Source organism: Chloroflexota bacterium (genome assembly GCA_013152435.1).
Lineage (GTDB): Bacteria > Chloroflexota > Anaerolineae > DUEN01 > DUEN01 > DUEN01.
Window position 1 is genome coordinate 54,521 of the sequence record JAADGJ010000061.1, and the last position, 14,821, is coordinate 69,341.

Annotated in this window: 14 protein-coding genes; 13 read left to right on the plus strand and 1 reads right to left on the minus strand. The window is 64.6% G+C overall.

The annotated features are described in order from the left end of the window. Nucleotides 1-101: 101 nt before the first annotated feature. From GXP39_08515 to GXP39_08575, 13 genes are all read left to right on the plus strand, one after another. Nucleotides 102-1,430 carry an ADP-ribosylglycohydrolase family protein gene (locus GXP39_08515; protein NOZ28080.1) on the plus strand — a complete coding sequence of 443 codons (1,329 nt, stop codon included), beginning with the start codon at nt 102-104 and terminating at the stop codon, nt 1,428-1,430. A gap of 58 nt (nt 1,431-1,488) precedes the next feature. Beyond that, a complete protein-coding gene (locus tag GXP39_08520; GenBank protein NOZ28081.1) occupies nt 1,489-1,806 on the plus strand; it encodes a DUF2703 domain-containing protein in 318 nt (105 codons plus the stop codon). 81 nt (nt 1,807-1,887) lie between these two features. After that, a complete protein-coding gene (locus GXP39_08525; GenBank protein NOZ28082.1) occupies nt 1,888-2,409 on the plus strand; it encodes a thioredoxin family protein in 522 nt (173 codons plus the stop codon). Between the two features lie 437 nt (nt 2,410-2,846). Continuing rightward, nucleotides 2,847-3,086, plus strand: a complete 240-nt coding sequence (locus GXP39_08530; protein NOZ28083.1) for an AtpZ/AtpI family protein — start codon at nt 2,847-2,849, stop codon at nt 3,084-3,086. Between the two features lie 9 nt (nt 3,087-3,095). Beyond that, nucleotides 3,096-4,046 (plus strand): F0F1 ATP synthase subunit A, encoded by a 951-nt coding sequence (atpB, locus tag GXP39_08535; protein ID NOZ28084.1) that lies wholly within the window; start codon nt 3,096-3,098, stop codon nt 4,044-4,046. A gap of 60 nt (nt 4,047-4,106) precedes the next feature. Next, the gene (gene atpE, locus GXP39_08540; protein NOZ28085.1) at nt 4,107-4,328 is read left to right on the plus strand and encodes an ATP synthase F0 subunit C; all 222 of its coding nucleotides are present in this window, start codon (nt 4,107-4,109) and stop codon (nt 4,326-4,328) included. Between the two features lie 63 nt (nt 4,329-4,391). Continuing rightward, nucleotides 4,392-4,886: a F0F1 ATP synthase subunit B gene (gene atpF / locus GXP39_08545; GenBank protein ID NOZ28086.1), complete on the plus strand. Its 495-nt coding sequence runs from the start codon at nt 4,392-4,394 to the stop codon at nt 4,884-4,886. Then, the gene (atpH, locus tag GXP39_08550) at nt 4,883-5,422 is read left to right on the plus strand and encodes an ATP synthase F1 subunit delta (GenBank protein ID NOZ28087.1); all 540 of its coding nucleotides are present in this window, start codon (nt 4,883-4,885) and stop codon (nt 5,420-5,422) included. The genes atpF and atpH overlap by 4 nt, the downstream gene beginning before the upstream one ends. A 32-nt stretch (nt 5,423-5,454) precedes the next feature. Continuing rightward, nucleotides 5,455-6,981 (plus strand): F0F1 ATP synthase subunit alpha, encoded by a 1,527-nt coding sequence (locus tag GXP39_08555; protein NOZ28088.1) that lies wholly within the window; start codon nt 5,455-5,457, stop codon nt 6,979-6,981. A 104-nt stretch (nt 6,982-7,085) separates the two neighbouring features. Further along, complete coding sequence (atpG, locus tag GXP39_08560; protein ID NOZ28089.1) at nt 7,086-8,000, plus strand: ATP synthase F1 subunit gamma; 915 nt, start codon at nt 7,086-7,088, stop codon at nt 7,998-8,000. Nucleotides 8,001-8,033: 33 nt separating this feature from the next. Next, the gene (gene atpD / locus GXP39_08565; protein NOZ28090.1) at nt 8,034-9,473 is read left to right on the plus strand and encodes a F0F1 ATP synthase subunit beta; all 1,440 of its coding nucleotides are present in this window, start codon (nt 8,034-8,036) and stop codon (nt 9,471-9,473) included. Between the two features lie 18 nt (nt 9,474-9,491). Beyond that, entirely contained in the window at nt 9,492-9,944 is a 453-nt protein-coding gene (locus tag GXP39_08570) for a F0F1 ATP synthase subunit epsilon (GenBank protein NOZ28091.1), read from the plus strand. A 59-nt stretch (nt 9,945-10,003) separates the two neighbouring features. After that, nucleotides 10,004-11,008 carry a rod shape-determining protein gene (locus tag GXP39_08575; protein ID NOZ28092.1) on the plus strand — a complete coding sequence of 335 codons (1,005 nt, stop codon included), beginning with the start codon at nt 10,004-10,006 and terminating at the stop codon, nt 11,006-11,008. An 80-nt stretch (nt 11,009-11,088) separates the two neighbouring features. Here GXP39_08575 and GXP39_08580 read toward each other — a convergent pair whose 3' ends face one another. Next, on the minus strand, nt 11,089-14,571 hold the full coding sequence (locus tag GXP39_08580; GenBank protein ID NOZ28093.1) for a protein kinase: 3,483 nt from the start codon (nt 14,569-14,571) through the stop codon (nt 11,089-11,091). Between the last annotated feature and the right edge of the window lie 250 nt (nt 14,572-14,821).

Consider the following 14,821-nt stretch of genomic DNA (forward strand, 5'->3'; position numbering starts at 1 on the left):
TGGGGCGCGTGGGGCCTCGCGCTGGCGCTCCTGACCCGCTATGCTATAATCCCTGTAGTTTGTCATCATCGATGCGCGGCCGCGAGTAGGAGGGGAAGGGGATGAACGTCACGGAACTCAAGCAGTTGCTGGCTGATGAGCTCAATCAGCGCCGAGAGGAGGGATGCGACGTCTCCGACTGGGAGCCGCGCGTGGCGGCACTGGATGCGGAGACGGTGCCCGACCTTCTGGCATTGTACGATGAGCTGATGAAGTTGGTGCCGCGACGGGATTTCCCGTACGAGGAGCCGTCGGATCTGCCGACCATCCGGTCTCTGCGGCCGTCGGGGCCGCGCCATATCCCGGCGACCCCGGATAAGGCCCGATTGCAGGATCGTATCCTAGGCGCGTACCTCGGCCGTTGCGCGGGCTGCAACCTGGGCAAGCCGGTTGAGGGGTGGTCTCGCGAGAAGATCCGTCGCTATCTGGAGATCGCCGGGGAGTATCCGCTTCGCTCCTATTTCCCCGTGATCGACCCGTTCCCGGAAGGGTTGGAGCTGCACGAGAATTATCGGGAGACGGCGCGAGGACGTATCCGCTGGATGGCTCGAGACGACGACATCGATTACACGATCCTGGGGCTGCACTGTCTGGAGACCTACGGATTGGACTTCACGACGGAGAATGTGGGGGAGACCTGGCTGCAGCTGCTGCCTTACCATCAGGTATATACGGCGGAGCGGGTGGCGTATCGCAATCTGGTGGAGGGGTATGATCCACCCCTATCGGCCACGCGCTACAACCCTTACCGGGAGTGGATCGGCGCTCAGATCCGCGCCGACGGCTTTGGCTACGCGGCGCCGGGGCTCCCTGAGGTCGCCGCCGAGTTCGCCTATCGGGACGCCGCGCTCAGCCATGTGAAGAACGGCATCTACGGCGAGATGTGGGTGGCCGCCATGCTGGCGGCGGCGTTGGTCGCACCCGGCCACACGATGGAGGATATCCTGCATGTGATCGAGGTGGGCCTGAGTGAGATACCGGCGAACAGCCGGGTGGCGGAGGCCATCCGGGATGTGATGCGCTGGCGCGAGGAGACGGATGACTGGGAGGAGGCGTGGGAGCGCATCCACCGCAAGTACGGCCATTACCATGGCGTGCATACCATCAACAATGCCGCCCTGGTCACCCTGGGCCTGGTGTACGGCGCGGGGGACTTTGAAAGGACGATCTGCATCGCGGTGATGGGGGGATGGGACACCGATTGTAACGGGGCCACGGCCGGTTCCGTGATCGGCGCCATGATCGGAGCGGACGCGCTGCCGTATAAGTGGGTGGGGCCGCTGAACAACACGGTGCGCAGCATGGTCGCCGGCTACGATTTCTCCCGCATCACGGATCTGGCCGGGCGTTCGCTGGCCATCGCCGAGGAGGTATGGAATCGCTGGAGGTGATCGGTGTGAGGTGGGGCCGCTCCGCTCGCGGCCGATGTGGACATGTAGGAGGGAGCGTGTGAAGATCTGTTTCCTGTACTATGAGGATTGCCCTTCCCATGAGCAGGCGTTGGCCCGTCTGCGGCAGGTGATGGCGGAGGAGGGCGTTCAGGAGGAGATCGAGATCATCAAGGTGGAGACGGAGGAACAGGCGCAGGCGTTGCAGTTTATCGGATCACCGACGATACGGGTGGACGGGAGGGATATCGACCCGCCGCCGCCCGATGCATACTACGCGTTGACCTGTCGGGCTTATCGGTTGGAGGATGGGCGGATCTCCCCGTTGCCGTCAACGGAGATGATCCGCAGGGCTTTGCGCTCCGCGGCGGATCGTTGAGCGTGCACGGATGAGGCGGAGTGATGAGGTCGTGTACGAGACGAATCTTTGAGGCTAGGAAGCAAGAAAGGGAGGAGAACGATGGCTGCTTTGAAAATCGGTGATAAGGCGATCCCCTTCGTCGATGATCAGCAGCATGCGCTGTCGGATTATGCCGACAAGGCCGCGGTGGCCGTGATCTTTAGCTGCAATCACTGCCCGTATGTGCGCGCTTGGGAGGATCGGATGATCCAGATCCAGGCGGATTATGCGGACAAGGGTGTGCAGCTCATTGCCATCAACGCCAATGACGCGACGAAGTATCCGGACGACAGCTTCCCGAAGATGAAGGAGCGGGCTCAGGAGAAGGGATTCAACTTCCCGTATCTGTACGATGAGACGCAGGAGGTCGCGCGAGCGTACGGGGCCGAGCGGACGCCGGAGGTGTTCCTGTTCGATGGGGAAGGTATCCTGCGGTATCACGGCGCGATCGATGACAACTACGAGGACCCCAGCGCGGTGCAACATCACTACCTGCGAGATGCGTTGGATGCCGTGCTGGCGGGGCAGGATCCCCCGGTGGCGGAGACGCCGCCCGTGGGCTGCACGATCAAGTGGAAGTAGAGCCCTACGGGCAGGCCGACTTGGGCCCGCACAGGTCCCGTTGGTGAGGAGTCGAATAACGAGACAGGGACGGAGCTTGCTCTGTCCCTGCCTCGCTTTTTGTTGAGGAAGGGGCCGGGGCGTAACGGGGGGCGTCAGGCTCCCGGTGGGCCGGGGCGAGTTTGCACGAGAGCACGGCCTTTGTTATACTCCGCCCGAACATCGGATCATATGATGAGATCTGGTTGCCGGGTGGGTGGGCCGGATAAAGGCCACAAGGCTTCAACGGTATCACGCTTACGCGCGGCGCCACCTTTGCGAGTTTGTTTTGCGAGTTTGTATGTTTTCATGGGGTAGAGTTTGCCCTGTAAGTTCTGTTCTGCTATAATCCCGGGGTGTGCCGAGAGGATCATGAGAATCTCCGTTCCTGCAGCGTGGCGTGAATGGGCACGGGCATAATGATCCAAAGGCATCCTCTTCTTTTTCGTTTTCTCTATCTGACCGTAGTCGTTCTGGTCTTCACTGCGGTCCCTTTAGCTGTTGGCGTCTGGGCGGATCGTCGATTGGAGACGGAGCCGTGGCTCACCCTGGCGGGGGTGTTGGTCGGTGTGACCATCGCCACGGTGGGGATCTGGCGGATCATTCGGCGTACATACATAAGGCTGGCGCAGCCGTCGGCTCGCAAAGGTAAACAGTGAGGAGGCAGTGTGCACAACGTCGTTAGCGCCCTGAGACGGTTCTTTACCCCTCGAACCACGGCGATTGTTGTGGGAACGCTCGTTCTGATCATTGGCAGCCGCATCCTGTTTCCGGTGCCGTTGCCCACGATTCAACTCCCCGCTGAGCACATCCCTGGGTTCACGATCTTTGGATTCCCCGTGACCAACACGTTGCTGGCCACCCTGCTGGCGGACATCACGCTGTTGGCCATCGTGATAGCCGTGAACCGCCAGATGAAGTTGGTCCCCTCGGGGCTGCAGAACCTGGTGGAGTGGTTCATTGAGTCCTTCTACAACATGGTCGAGGAGATCGCGGGGGACAATGCGCGCCGTTTCTTCCCCCTCTTTATGACGATCCTCTCGTTCCTGCTCATCGCGAACTGGTGGGAGCTGGCCCCCGGGTTTGACAGCATCGGCATCATCGAGCCGGCGCATAAGGAGGGGATGCGCGCCTATGCGATCAAGGATCTGGGGCCTATCGCCATCCTGACCCCGGAGGAGTCGGAGCACGGGTACGTGCTCGTCTCCTTCCTGCGGGTGGCGGCCTCAGACCTGAATCTGCCGCTGGCGCTGGCGCTGATCGTGATGGTGTATGTCCAGGTGGTCGGCATTCAGGCGCTGGGGCTCTCCTATTTCCGTAAATTCTTTAACTTCAGCGGCTTCATCGAGGCATTCGTGGGGATCCTGGAGTTGATCAGCGAGTTCGCCAAGATCATCTCCTTCAGCTTCCGACTTTTCGGCAATATCTTCGCGGGGCAGGTCTTGCTATTCGTGATCCCGTTCCTGATCCCGATGTTGGCCGTGTTGCCCTTCTACGGGCTGGAGCTTTTCGTCGGGTTCATGCAGGCCTTCGTGTTCGCCATCCTGCTCGTCGTCTTCGCCTCCATGGCTGTGGTTCCCCATGATGGCCACGAAGAGCACCAGGAAGCTTCTCATTGAACTTTGGTATAGATACATTCGTGACCCCGTATTCAGGCATCAGATCCCTTTAGAGGAGGTATGGAGAACATGGAGTTCCTACCTGCAGGTCTTGCGATCGGCTTGGGCGCTATCGGTCCTGGCATCGGGATTGGCCTTCTGGTGATGGGGGCCATGCAGGCGATCGGTCGCAACCCCGAGGCGGCCGGCGAGATCCGCACCAACATGATCCTCGGTATCGTGTTCGCTGAGGCGGTGGCGATCTACGCTTTGGTGATGGCTCTGATCCTCAAGTTCGTGTAGACGAGATGGGCATTTGCTGCGCGCCGCCGTGTGCAGCATGACGTAAGGTGGAGGAGGTCGCGAGTGGAGAAGTTAGGCATCAATCTCAATTACCTGATTGCCCAGATCGTCAACTTCGGGATCATGCTGTTCCTGCTAAAGCAGTTCCTGTATCAGCCCGTGCTCAACATGCTGGAGACCCGCAAGGAGCGGATTCGGGAGAGCCTGGCCGAGGCGGATCGGGTGAGGCAGGAGGCCGCGGCGGAACGGGAGCGCTATCAGCAGGAGCTGGAGGCAGCCCGGCGTGAGAGCCAGGAGGCTATCCAGAAGGCCATGCAGGCCAGCGAGCGCCTGCGGGAGGAGATCCTGCAGCAGGCCCGCCAGGAGGCGGAGGAGATCCGGGCGCGAGCACGGGAGGAGGCGGAGCGTGAGCGTGAGCGGATCCTGGAGCAGGCCCGGGAGCAGGTCGCTGAGCTGGTGATCCTGGCTACCGAGAGGTTGATCAGCCAGACGGTGGATGAGCAGGCCCAGCGCAAGCTGGTCCACGAGTTCTTGAATGAGCTTGAGGTCGCATCGTGAGCAGCGCAACGATGGAGCGGACGGAGATCGCCCGCAAGTACGCGCAGGCCGCCTATGAATCCGCGTTGAGCTCCTGGCTGCGTCGGCTCAGCGCGGTCAGGCAGGCCCTGACGACGCATCCGGACGTGCGCGAGAAGCTCAACTCCAGCGCGTCCTTCACGGAGCGTCGGAAGGCGCTGGACGAGATCCTGCCCGACGATGTCGGAGAGGATGTGCGGAACTTCCTGTATGTGCTTCTGAAGGACGGGCGGATCGACCTGTTGGACGAGGTGATCATCGAGTTCGAGCACATGGCCCGGAGGGGGCCGGAGGCCCGGATCGCCCGCGTCATCAGTGCCGTCCCGCTCACGGAGGAGGAGAAGGAACAGCTGCGGGAGCGGCTGATCAAGCGGTTCGGCGGCGATCTGGAGTTCGACTTCCGCGTGGATCCTCAGATCCTGGGCGGGGTGATCGTGAAAGTGGGCGATGAAGTGATCGACGGCAGCCTGGCCAGCAAGTTGGCTGCTATGCGAGCGCAGCTGACCCGCGCGCTCTAGGCGACCTGGCTGCTCGGGCGGAGGAGGTGTAGATGGCGATCCGGCTGGAAGATTTCACGGAACAGATCAAGCGTCAGATCGAGACTTTCGAGGCGCCGGTAGAGACGGTCGATGTCGGATACGTGCTGGACGTGGGGGATGGGATTGCGCGCGCCTCGGGGCTGGCCGGCGTGATGGCCAGCGAGTTGGTGGAGTTCCCTCCGACGGCCACCCGGCCTCATAGTGTGACGGGGATGGTCCTCAACCTGGAGGCCGAGCAGGTGGGTATCGTCATCATGGGAGACTACATCGGCATCGAGGAGGGGGACGAGGTGCGCTCCACGGGGCGCATCGCCTCGGTGCCCGTCGGCGAGGCCCTGTTGGGGCGCGTGGTGAACGCGTTGGGTGAACCCATCGATGGGAAGGGACCCATCGAAGCTCGGGAGTACCGCCCCATCGAGCGGATCGCCCCGGGCGTTATCTACCGGGCGAACGTGGATACGCCGGTCCAGACGGGGATCAAGGCCATCGACGCCATGATCCCGATCGGTCGCGGCCAGCGTGAGCTGATCATCGGGGACCGGCAGACCGGGAAGACGGCCATCGCCATCGATACCATCATCAATCAGAAGGGGCAGGACCTGTTCTGCATCTACGTCGCCATCGGCCAGAAGCGGGCCAGCGTGGCGCAGGTCGTGGCCACACTGGAGCGGTACGGCGCGATGGAGTACACCACGGTCGTGGTGGCCTCGGCCTCGGATCCGGCCGCGCTGCAATACATCGCCCCGTATGCCGGCTGTGCCATCGGGGAATACTTCATGGAGCAGGGACAGGATGCGCTGGTCGTCTACGACGATCTGACCAAGCACGCCTGGGCCTATCGGCAGATCTCGCTTCTGTTGCGCCGTCCCCCGGGCCGTGAGGCATACCCGGGCGACATCTTCTACTTGCACTCCCGTCTCCTGGAGCGGGCGGCGCGCATGCACCCCAAGTATGGTGGCGGCTCCCTCACCGCTCTGCCCATCATCGAGACCCAGGCGGGCGATGTGTCGGCCTACATCCCCACCAACGTGATCTCCATCACCGATGGGCAGATCTACCTGGAGCCGGACCTGTTCTACGCCGGTCAGCGGCCCGCTTTGAACGTCGGTATCTCGGTCTCGCGCGTCGGCGGTGATGCCCAGACGAAGGCGATGAAGCAGGTCGCCGGGCGGATGCGACTGGAGCTCGCCCAGTATCGGGAGCTGGCCGCCTTCGCCCTGTTCAGCTCCGATTTGGACCCGGCCACCCGCCGCCAGCTGGAGCGAGGCCAGCGGCTCAGCGAGATCCTCAAGCAGCCTCAGTACGAGCCGATGTCGCTCGACCACGAGGTGATGATCATCTTCGCCGCCGTCAATAACTACCTGGACGATGTGCCCATCGAGAAGATCCGGGACTGGGAGAGCGCGTTCCACAAGTTCATGGATACCCAGCATCCCGAGATCGGGCGGGCCATCATGCGGGACAAGGAGCTGACCGAGGATACCATCACCCTGCTGCGGGCGGCCATCGAGGAGTTCAAGGCGACGGTCCAGATTTAAGGCGGTTCGTCGGGACGTCTAAAGGGGTGCGACGCTGCGGCCGGGGATGGGCGGAGCCGGCCAGGCAACGGTGTGAGATGTGCAGGTGAGCGAGGGAGAGGATCGTGGCAAGTCTGCGTGAGATTCGGCGCCGCATACGGGGGATCCGGAACGTCTCCCAGGTAACCCGGGCGATGCAGATGGTCGCCGCGTCCAAGATGCGGCGTGCCCAGGCCCAGGTGTTGGGGACCCGCCCCTACTCCGATCGGGCCTGGCAGATCTTGAAGCATCTGGCGGCGCAGCAGGTGGCCGCGGGCACCCTGCATCCGCTTCTGGAGGTGCGGGATTCGATCAATGCCGTGGCCCTGGTGTTGATCACGGCGGATAAAGGGCTGTGCGGCGCCTACAACGCGAACATGTTGCGCGTGGCCTCCCGCTTTATCCTGGATGCGGAGCAGCCGGTGCAGGTGATCGCCGTGGGCAGACGGGGGGCGTCCTTCATGGCGCGTCACCGCCAGAACCTGTTGGCCGAGTTCAGCGATCTTCCGCCGCAGCCCGGCATCTTGGATATCACCCCCATCGCCCGCACGGTCATCGAAGTCTTCCTCAAGGGCGATGTGGACGAGGTCTATTTGGGGTATACGCAGTTCGTCAATACGCTCGTACAGCGGCCTGTGATCCGGCGGCTTCTGCCGCTGCCCACGTCGCGTGCGCATCGCCGGATCGGCGTGGCCAGTACCGTGGTGCAGGAGGAGGAACCCCCGGAGAGGGTGGGGGAATACATCTACGAGCCGGACCCGCAGAGCATTTTGGACATCGTCCTGCCACGGTTCACGGAGATCCAGATCTATCAGGCGGTGCTGGAGGCGCTGGCCAGCGAGCACTCGGCTCGCATGGTGGCGATGCGTTCGGCGACGGAGAACGCGAATGAATTGCTCGCCTCGCTGACGCTGAGCTACAACCGAGCGCGTCAGGACGCGATCACCCGGGAGATGCTGGACATCGCGGGTGGCGTGGAGGCGATGGGACGGAAGCGATAGCCGTCGATCAGGCCTTAGGGTTGGGAGGGATGGATGGCAAAGGGGTCTATCGGTAGGGTCGTGCAGGTTATGGGCGCCGTGGTGGACGTGGCGTTTCCCTTCGGCGAGCTGCCCGAGATCTATCACGCGCTTACCATTGAGCGTGCCAATGGCGCCAGCGGTGACGGATCCGGCGAGTCTGAGACGCTGGTCCTGGAGGTGCAGCAGCACCTGGGGAACGAATGGGTGCGCTGCGTGGCCATGGGAAGCACGGACGGCCTGCGTCGGGGGATGCAGGTCGTGGATACCGGCGCGCCGATCACCGTGCCCGTGGGCAAGGGGACGCTGGGGCGCATCTTCAACGTGCTGGGGCAGCCGGTGGATATGGCGGGCGAGGTCGAGGCGGATGATTACTACCCCATCCATCGGCCGGCGCCGTCCTTTGAGGAGCAGATCACCGAGGTGCAGGTCTTTGAGACCGGCCTGAAGGTGATCGATCTGATCGCTCCCTTCACGAAAGGCGGCAAGACCGGCATCTTCGGCGGCGCCGGTGTGGGGAAGACCGTGATCATCATGGAGCTGATCCGCAACATCGCGATGGAGCACGGTGGCGTCTCCGTGTTCGCCGGTGTGGGGGAGCGCACCCGTGAGGGGACCCAGCTCTGGATGGAGATGCAGGAGTCCGGCGTCATCGACAAGACGGTGATGGTCTTCGGGCAGATGAATGAGCCGCCGGGCGTGCGCTTGCGGGTCGGCCTGACCGGTCTGACCATGGCGGAGTACTTCCGGGACCAGGGCATGGACGTCCTCCTCTTCATTGACAACATCTTCCGATTCGTGATGTCCGGCTCCGAGGTCTCGGCGCTGTTGGGGCGCATGCCCAGCGCGGTGGGGTATCAGCCGACCCTGGGCACGGAGATGGGCGATCTGCAGGAGCGGATCACCTCCACCCGGCGGGGATCCATCACGTCCATGCAGGCCGTTTACGTGCCCGCTGACGACTACACCGATCCCGCCCCGGTGACCACGTTCGCCCACCTGGATGCGACGATCTCCCTGGAGCGCTCCCTGGCGGCGCAGGGGCTTTACCCGGCGGTGGACCCGCTGGCCTCCACATCGCGCATCTTGGACCCGCGCATCGTCGGGGAGGAGCACTACGAGGTCGCCCGAGAGGTGCAGCGGGTGTTGCAGCGCTACAAGGATCTCCAGGACATCATCGCCATCCTGGGTATTGACGAGCTCTCCGATGAGGACAAGCTGACGGTGGCGCGAGCGCGCAAGATCCAGCGTTTCCTGACGCAGCCGATGTTCGTCGCGGCTCAGTTCACCGGTCGGGAGGGTCGCTACGTGCCCATCCGGGAGACGGTGCGTGGCTTCAAGGAGATCCTGGAGGGGAAGCACGACGATCTGCCCGAGCAGGCGTTCTACATGGCGGGCACGATCGATGAGGTCGTCGAGAACGCGAAGCGGCTCCAGCAGGAGGGAGAGGCATAGCCGGGTCAGGGGACGTGTATGGCTACCTTGCATTGTGAGGTCGTGACTGCTGAGCGCGTCGTCTACTCCGGGGAGGCGGATATGGTCATCGCGCCCGGCGTGGAGGGCGAGATGGGGATCCTGCCGAACCACGCGCCGTTGATGACGGCGCTCACCTATGGCGAGCTGGTCATCCGCAAGGAGGGCGAGGAGGATGTCCTGATCGCCATCGGCGGCGGTTTCATGGAGGTGAACGGGAATCGGGTGACCATTCTGGCCGACTCGGCCGAGCGGGCGGAGGAGATCGACATCTCCCGCGCGGAGGCGGCGCGTCGTCGGGCGGAGGAGCGGCTGCGGCAGCGTCACCAGGAGAATATCGACTTCGCCCGGGCGGAGGCCGCCTTGCGGCGCTCGCTGGTTCGATTGCGTGTCGCCGAGAAGGTCCGCCGTCGCCGGGAGCGATCCACCTCGCCGCCGGGGGCACAACACTAGGGCTGGAGACGTATCGCCTCGGGCTCTTGCAACTATCCTGCGTTAAAGAGTGAACCGGTATGTTTGAAAAGCTCATCGGCATTGATCTGGGGACGGTGAACGTCCTGGTATACGTTCAGGGCCGTGGCATCATCATGCAGGAGCCGTCTGTTGTCGCGATCTCCACGCGGGACAATAAGATCGTAGCGGTCGGGCATGAGGCTCGTGATATGTTGGGGCGGTCTCCGGACTCCATCGAGGTGGCTCGTCCCCTGCGCAACGGCGTGGTGGCGGACTACGTGGTCACCGAGGCCATGCTGCGGTATTTCATCCGCAAGGTGTGCGGCCGTAACCCGCTGTTCAAGCCGCGCGTGATGGTGAGCACGCCCAAGGGGGTCACCAGCGTGGAGGCCAGGGCCGTGCGGGATGCGGCCCTGGAGGCGGGCGCGCGTGAGGCGCACCTGATCCCGGAGCCGCTGGCGGCCGCGTTTGGGGCCGGGCTGCCCATCGGCACGCCCACCGGCAACATGGTCGTCGATGTCGGCGGGGGCACGACCGAGGCGGCCGTGGTATCCATGTATGACATCGTGGTGTGGAGTTCGGTGCGCGTGGGCGGCAACCGCATCGATGAGGCGATCCAGACCTACATCCGCAAGAAGTACAATCTGATGATCGGCGAGCAGACGGCCGAGGAGATCAAGATCAAGATCGGCAGCGCCCTGCCCATCGACCCCGATCTCTCCCTGGAGGTCAAGGGACGAGACCAGGTGTCGGGTTTGCCCAAGACCATCGGGATCACGGCCGGAGAGGTGACGGAGGCCATCGCCGAGCCGTTGAACGCGATCGTGAGCACGGTGCGGGCGACGCTGGAGAAGACGCCGCCGGAGTTGGCGGCCGACATCATCGATCGTGGCATGGTGTTGACGGGGGGCAGCGCTCAGCTGCGGTACCTCGATCAGTTGCTGACGCAGGAGACGGGCGTGCCGTGTTACATCGCGGAGAATCCGATGGCCTGCGTGGCGTTGGGGGCCGGCCGGGCGCTGGAGAATTACGATTTGATGCGGCGTAGCCTGCCGCAGGTGTGATGAGGCCGGATCGCCCTGCAGGAGCGTGATCGGAGAGCGGGGATTTCCTCCCCCGCTCTCTTTTCTTTAACCCTTGTGCATCATTCACCGCGTGTGACGACCACCGGGATGCGGGTGGTCTGATCGGGCTGTTCCAGCACGATCTCCGTCTCCAGGACGTCGTTCGCGGGCAGCGCCTCCTCCCGGATCGCCAGCTCGACCCGAGCTCCCCTCCCTCGCTTCACGACCAGCCGATCCCGGTTGACGCGCAGCCACTCCGCCTGTGGATGAACCGTCACGGAGATCGGCGCGTAGCCCGTGTTCTTCAGCCGCAGGATAGGCGGTGTTTCTCCCAATGTCCATGTCAGCCGGCTGGATCCTACCACCAGCTGCCCGCTGAGCTGGATCTTGATGCGGATGTCCACCTGCTCCTGTCCCGCGTTGCTGATGACTTCCAGGGCCCCCTCGATGACGTTCTCCCCTTCGCGCAGGCCCTCCGGCGTGGCCCTCACCGTGATGGGTTGTTGGCCGCCGGTGGGGATCTGGAAGGTGTCGGGCTCCACCGTCAGCCAGGGGACGGAGGCCCGGATCGTGCCCGAGAGCTCGCCTACCCCGCGATTGAACAGGCTGAGGATGTCCTCCACCGGGACGTAGTTCGCGCTGGTGCCCAGGTCCAGCAGCGGGGGCGTCACCCACAGCTGAGGACGTGCGATGGCCACGGCGCCCTGGACGGTTCGCTCGCCCGCGTTGCTCTCGATGATCAGGGCCATCTGCGCCTCGTCCTGATCCGCGGGGACGGCCAGCCCGTAAGCATACAGGTGCACCTGGGACGTCTCACCCGGCGGGGTGGTCCCCTGGGGCATCGTCACCTCCAGCCAGAGCGCCTCGCTGGAGAGGGACCAGGCCAGCGGGGCTGTGCCCGGGTTGCTGATATACAGGGTCAGCTCTCCGACCCCCTCCCGGGGGATCACACCGAAGTTCAGGAACTCCGGCTCTACCTGCATCTCGGGTTTGTACACCAGGAGCGAGATCGGGACGTCTCGCGCCCCGGCGTTGCTCTCGATGTGGATGCCCGGGGCCGCCTGCCAGTCTCCGCCCTGCAGCATCTCCTCGGTGCGTGCCTCGACGACGACGCGCGCGGATTTCCCCGGCGCGCACTCGATCTCGGTGGGCTCCAGGTGGAGCCAGGGGAGGAGCGCCTTCAGGTTGGCCCTTAGTGGGATCGTGCCCTGGTTGGATATCCGCAGGCTGCCGCGGCGCACCTCGCCCCACTCCGCTTCGCCCAGATCCAGGGAGATCGGTTTGACCTGCAGCACGGGGGCCAGGATCTCCACGGAGGTGGCCAGGATCTTGCGCCCGGCGTTGCTCTCGATGACCAGCGCCTCACCCAGGGCGGTGACCCCGGCTGGGAGCCCCTCCAGATGGGCGTGTACGCGAATGGATTGCGACTCGCCGGGCGCGCAGGAGAAGCGTTCCGGCGATACGTCGATCCAGTCGCAGCGGGACAGCAGGCGTCCCTCCAGCGGCGCCGTGCCCGAGTTCGTGATGGTGAGGGTGATCTCCGCCTCCGATCCTCGCTCCCGCGCACCCCACGCCAGCTTCTCTGGCGCGAGGACCATTTCCGGCTCGGCCCAGCGCCAGCGCACGGAGAGCCGGGCCTGCCCATAGTCGCTGTCCACCACCAGCACGTCGGCGGCCTCCTCGACGCCCGGCGGGGCCAGATCCCCATGGAACCTCACGTGGATCTTTTGCCCTTCCTCCGCGCCGATTTGAAACTGGCGAGGGGTGACCGAGAGCCAGGTGACCGTGCTCCTCACCGCCCCCTGGATCTCGCCGCCCCCCTGATTGGCGATCACGATCTCGGCCTGGGCTTCCTGCCCGTGTCGGACCTGCCCGAAGTCGATCGATGTCGGCTGGACGGCCAGAGAGGGCACGATCAGGCTGGCCAGGGCCGGGATCCAGGTCGCTCCCCGGTTCGTGATGATGCGCAGCGCCCGGGGGGCGCGCTCCCCTTCCAATGGGAGCTGTTTGCCGTGGGCCACGACGATCACACGCGCCTCCTCGCCGGGCCGACAGCTGAAGCGGGCGTCTCGCACCTCCAGCCAGGGCAACGTGCTTTCCACCTCGCCCACGAGCACGCCCTGTCCCGTGTTCCGGATGCGCAAAGCTGTGCGTTTGGCCACGCGGCGGGTCAGCCCGCCGAAGGTGAACCGCTGTGGGCGGACGATGAACTCCGGATCGGGCGGCGTGGCCTTGATCTCCGCCAGCCAGCGGGCGAAGAGAACCTGGCGTCCCAGCGCGTCCTCCATCTCTCCCCGGTCGAGTAGCTCTTCCGCCCTCTCCAGGGCGGCCTGGATCTGCTGCGCGATGTGATCCTGCTCGCCCTCCGCCAGCCGGGCGATCTCACGTTGCAGCTGGTCCAGGGTTTGCCCCCCGTAGAACCGTCGCACGGCGCGCAGCCAATCGCTTCGGGCCTGCTCCGCCAGATGGGATCGCAGGTCGGCCCAGGGATCCAGGGTCGGGTGCGCGACGATGGCGCTCGCGGCTGGCCGGGTTGGCGCGGCGAAGGAGGAGGGCTCGATGGGCTCCTGCGGGGCTTCCTCCTTTGGACGGGACGGGACGCCGGGCGCCGCCTTCGCCAGGGCGCGTCGCATGGCCTGGGCGGAGGGGAAGCGACGTTCGGGCGCGCGTTGGCGCGCCCGGCGGATGATCTGGGCCAGGGCCGGTGGCAATTCGTTCAGCCGGATGGGCGGCTGATTGGGAGCCTGTCGGGTGAGCATGTGGTAGAGCAGGCCGCCCAGCGCATAGAGATCGCTGCGGGCGTCGGCCTCCCATCGCTCTCGTTGCTCCGGCGCGGCGTACCCTGGGCTGCCGCGATAGCGTGGAGGGCCCTGGTCCCATGGGGTGAACCACGCGCTCAGCCCGAAGTCGATCAGCTTGACCCGGCCCTCCGTGGTGATCATCACATGCCTGGGGTTCAGGTCGCCGAAGATGAGCGGTGGCGTCTGGCCGTGGAGGAAGGCCAGCGCGTCGCAGATTTGCAGCGCCCAGGCCACCGCGGTAAGTTCGTCGATCTCCATTCGGGGATCCGCGATCAGGCGTCGCAGGCTGTGCCCGCGTACCCACTCCATGACCAGGTACGAGCGGCCGGCCTGGATGAACATGTCCTGGATGCGGGCCAGACGTGGATGGCGCACCTGGGCCCAGCGGGCCGCCTCCGCGTGGAACGATCGCTGCGCCTCGTCGCGCTCGAAGTCGTCGGGCAGGCGGCGCGGATGGAACTCCTTGATCACGCAGCGCCTTCCCAGAGCCTGATCACGCGCCAGATAGACGGCGGTGGCATGCCCGCGCTTCAGCCGTTTTTCGATGGTGTAGCGCCCTTGCAGGGTCGTCGGCGCGCCGAAAAGCTCCTCAAAGGAGAGGGGATCCGTGAGGCGAGAGCCGCATTGTGGGCAGCGCTGGGCGCCCGGGCGGACGGGCGCGCCGCAGCGTGGGCATCGCGTTTGCAGCGGGAGCCCACAGGATAGACAGAAGTCCGTGGGATAGGGCTGATCGGCGCCGCATTTAGGGCATGTGGTGGCCATGGTCATCACCTTATCTTCTCCAGACGCAAACCGCCAGCCCGAAGGCCGGCGGTGGCTTGCGGATGCTTCCCGACCGGACGGTTAACACATTCTCTCTCTCCGTTTGTGCTCACGCACCGGCTGTTGATCGCGCTGTGCGCAACCGTGATGATGTGAAAAAGGATGCGACAAACACCCTCGCGCCCTCAGGTCCTCCCTGGAGGCGCTTGCCCCTCGGAGGTGTCCCTGATTCGCCCCTTGCCGCTCCCGG

Coding starts and splice junctions, on each gene's coding strand:
- GXP39_08515 (NOZ28080.1), top strand. CDS start 102: ATGAACGTCACGGAACTCAAGCAGTTGCTGGCTGATGAGCTCAATCAG.
- GXP39_08525 (NOZ28082.1), top strand. CDS start 1,888: ATGGCTGCTTTGAAAATCGGTGATAAGGCGATCCCCTTCGTCGATGAT.
- GXP39_08530 (NOZ28083.1), top strand. CDS start 2,847: ATGATCCAAAGGCATCCTCTTCTTTTTCGTTTTCTCTATCTGACCGTA.
- atpE (NOZ28085.1), top strand. CDS start 4,107: ATGGAGAACATGGAGTTCCTACCTGCAGGTCTTGCGATCGGCTTGGGC.
- GXP39_08555 (NOZ28088.1), top strand. CDS start 5,455: ATGGCGATCCGGCTGGAAGATTTCACGGAACAGATCAAGCGTCAGATC.
- atpD (NOZ28090.1), top strand. CDS start 8,034: ATGGCAAAGGGGTCTATCGGTAGGGTCGTGCAGGTTATGGGCGCCGTG.
- GXP39_08570 (NOZ28091.1), top strand. CDS start 9,492: ATGGCTACCTTGCATTGTGAGGTCGTGACTGCTGAGCGCGTCGTCTAC.
- GXP39_08575 (NOZ28092.1), top strand. CDS start 10,004: ATGTTTGAAAAGCTCATCGGCATTGATCTGGGGACGGTGAACGTCCTG.
- GXP39_08580 (NOZ28093.1), bottom strand. CDS start 14,571: ATGGCCACCACATGCCCTAAATGCGGCGCCGATCAGCCCTATCCCACG.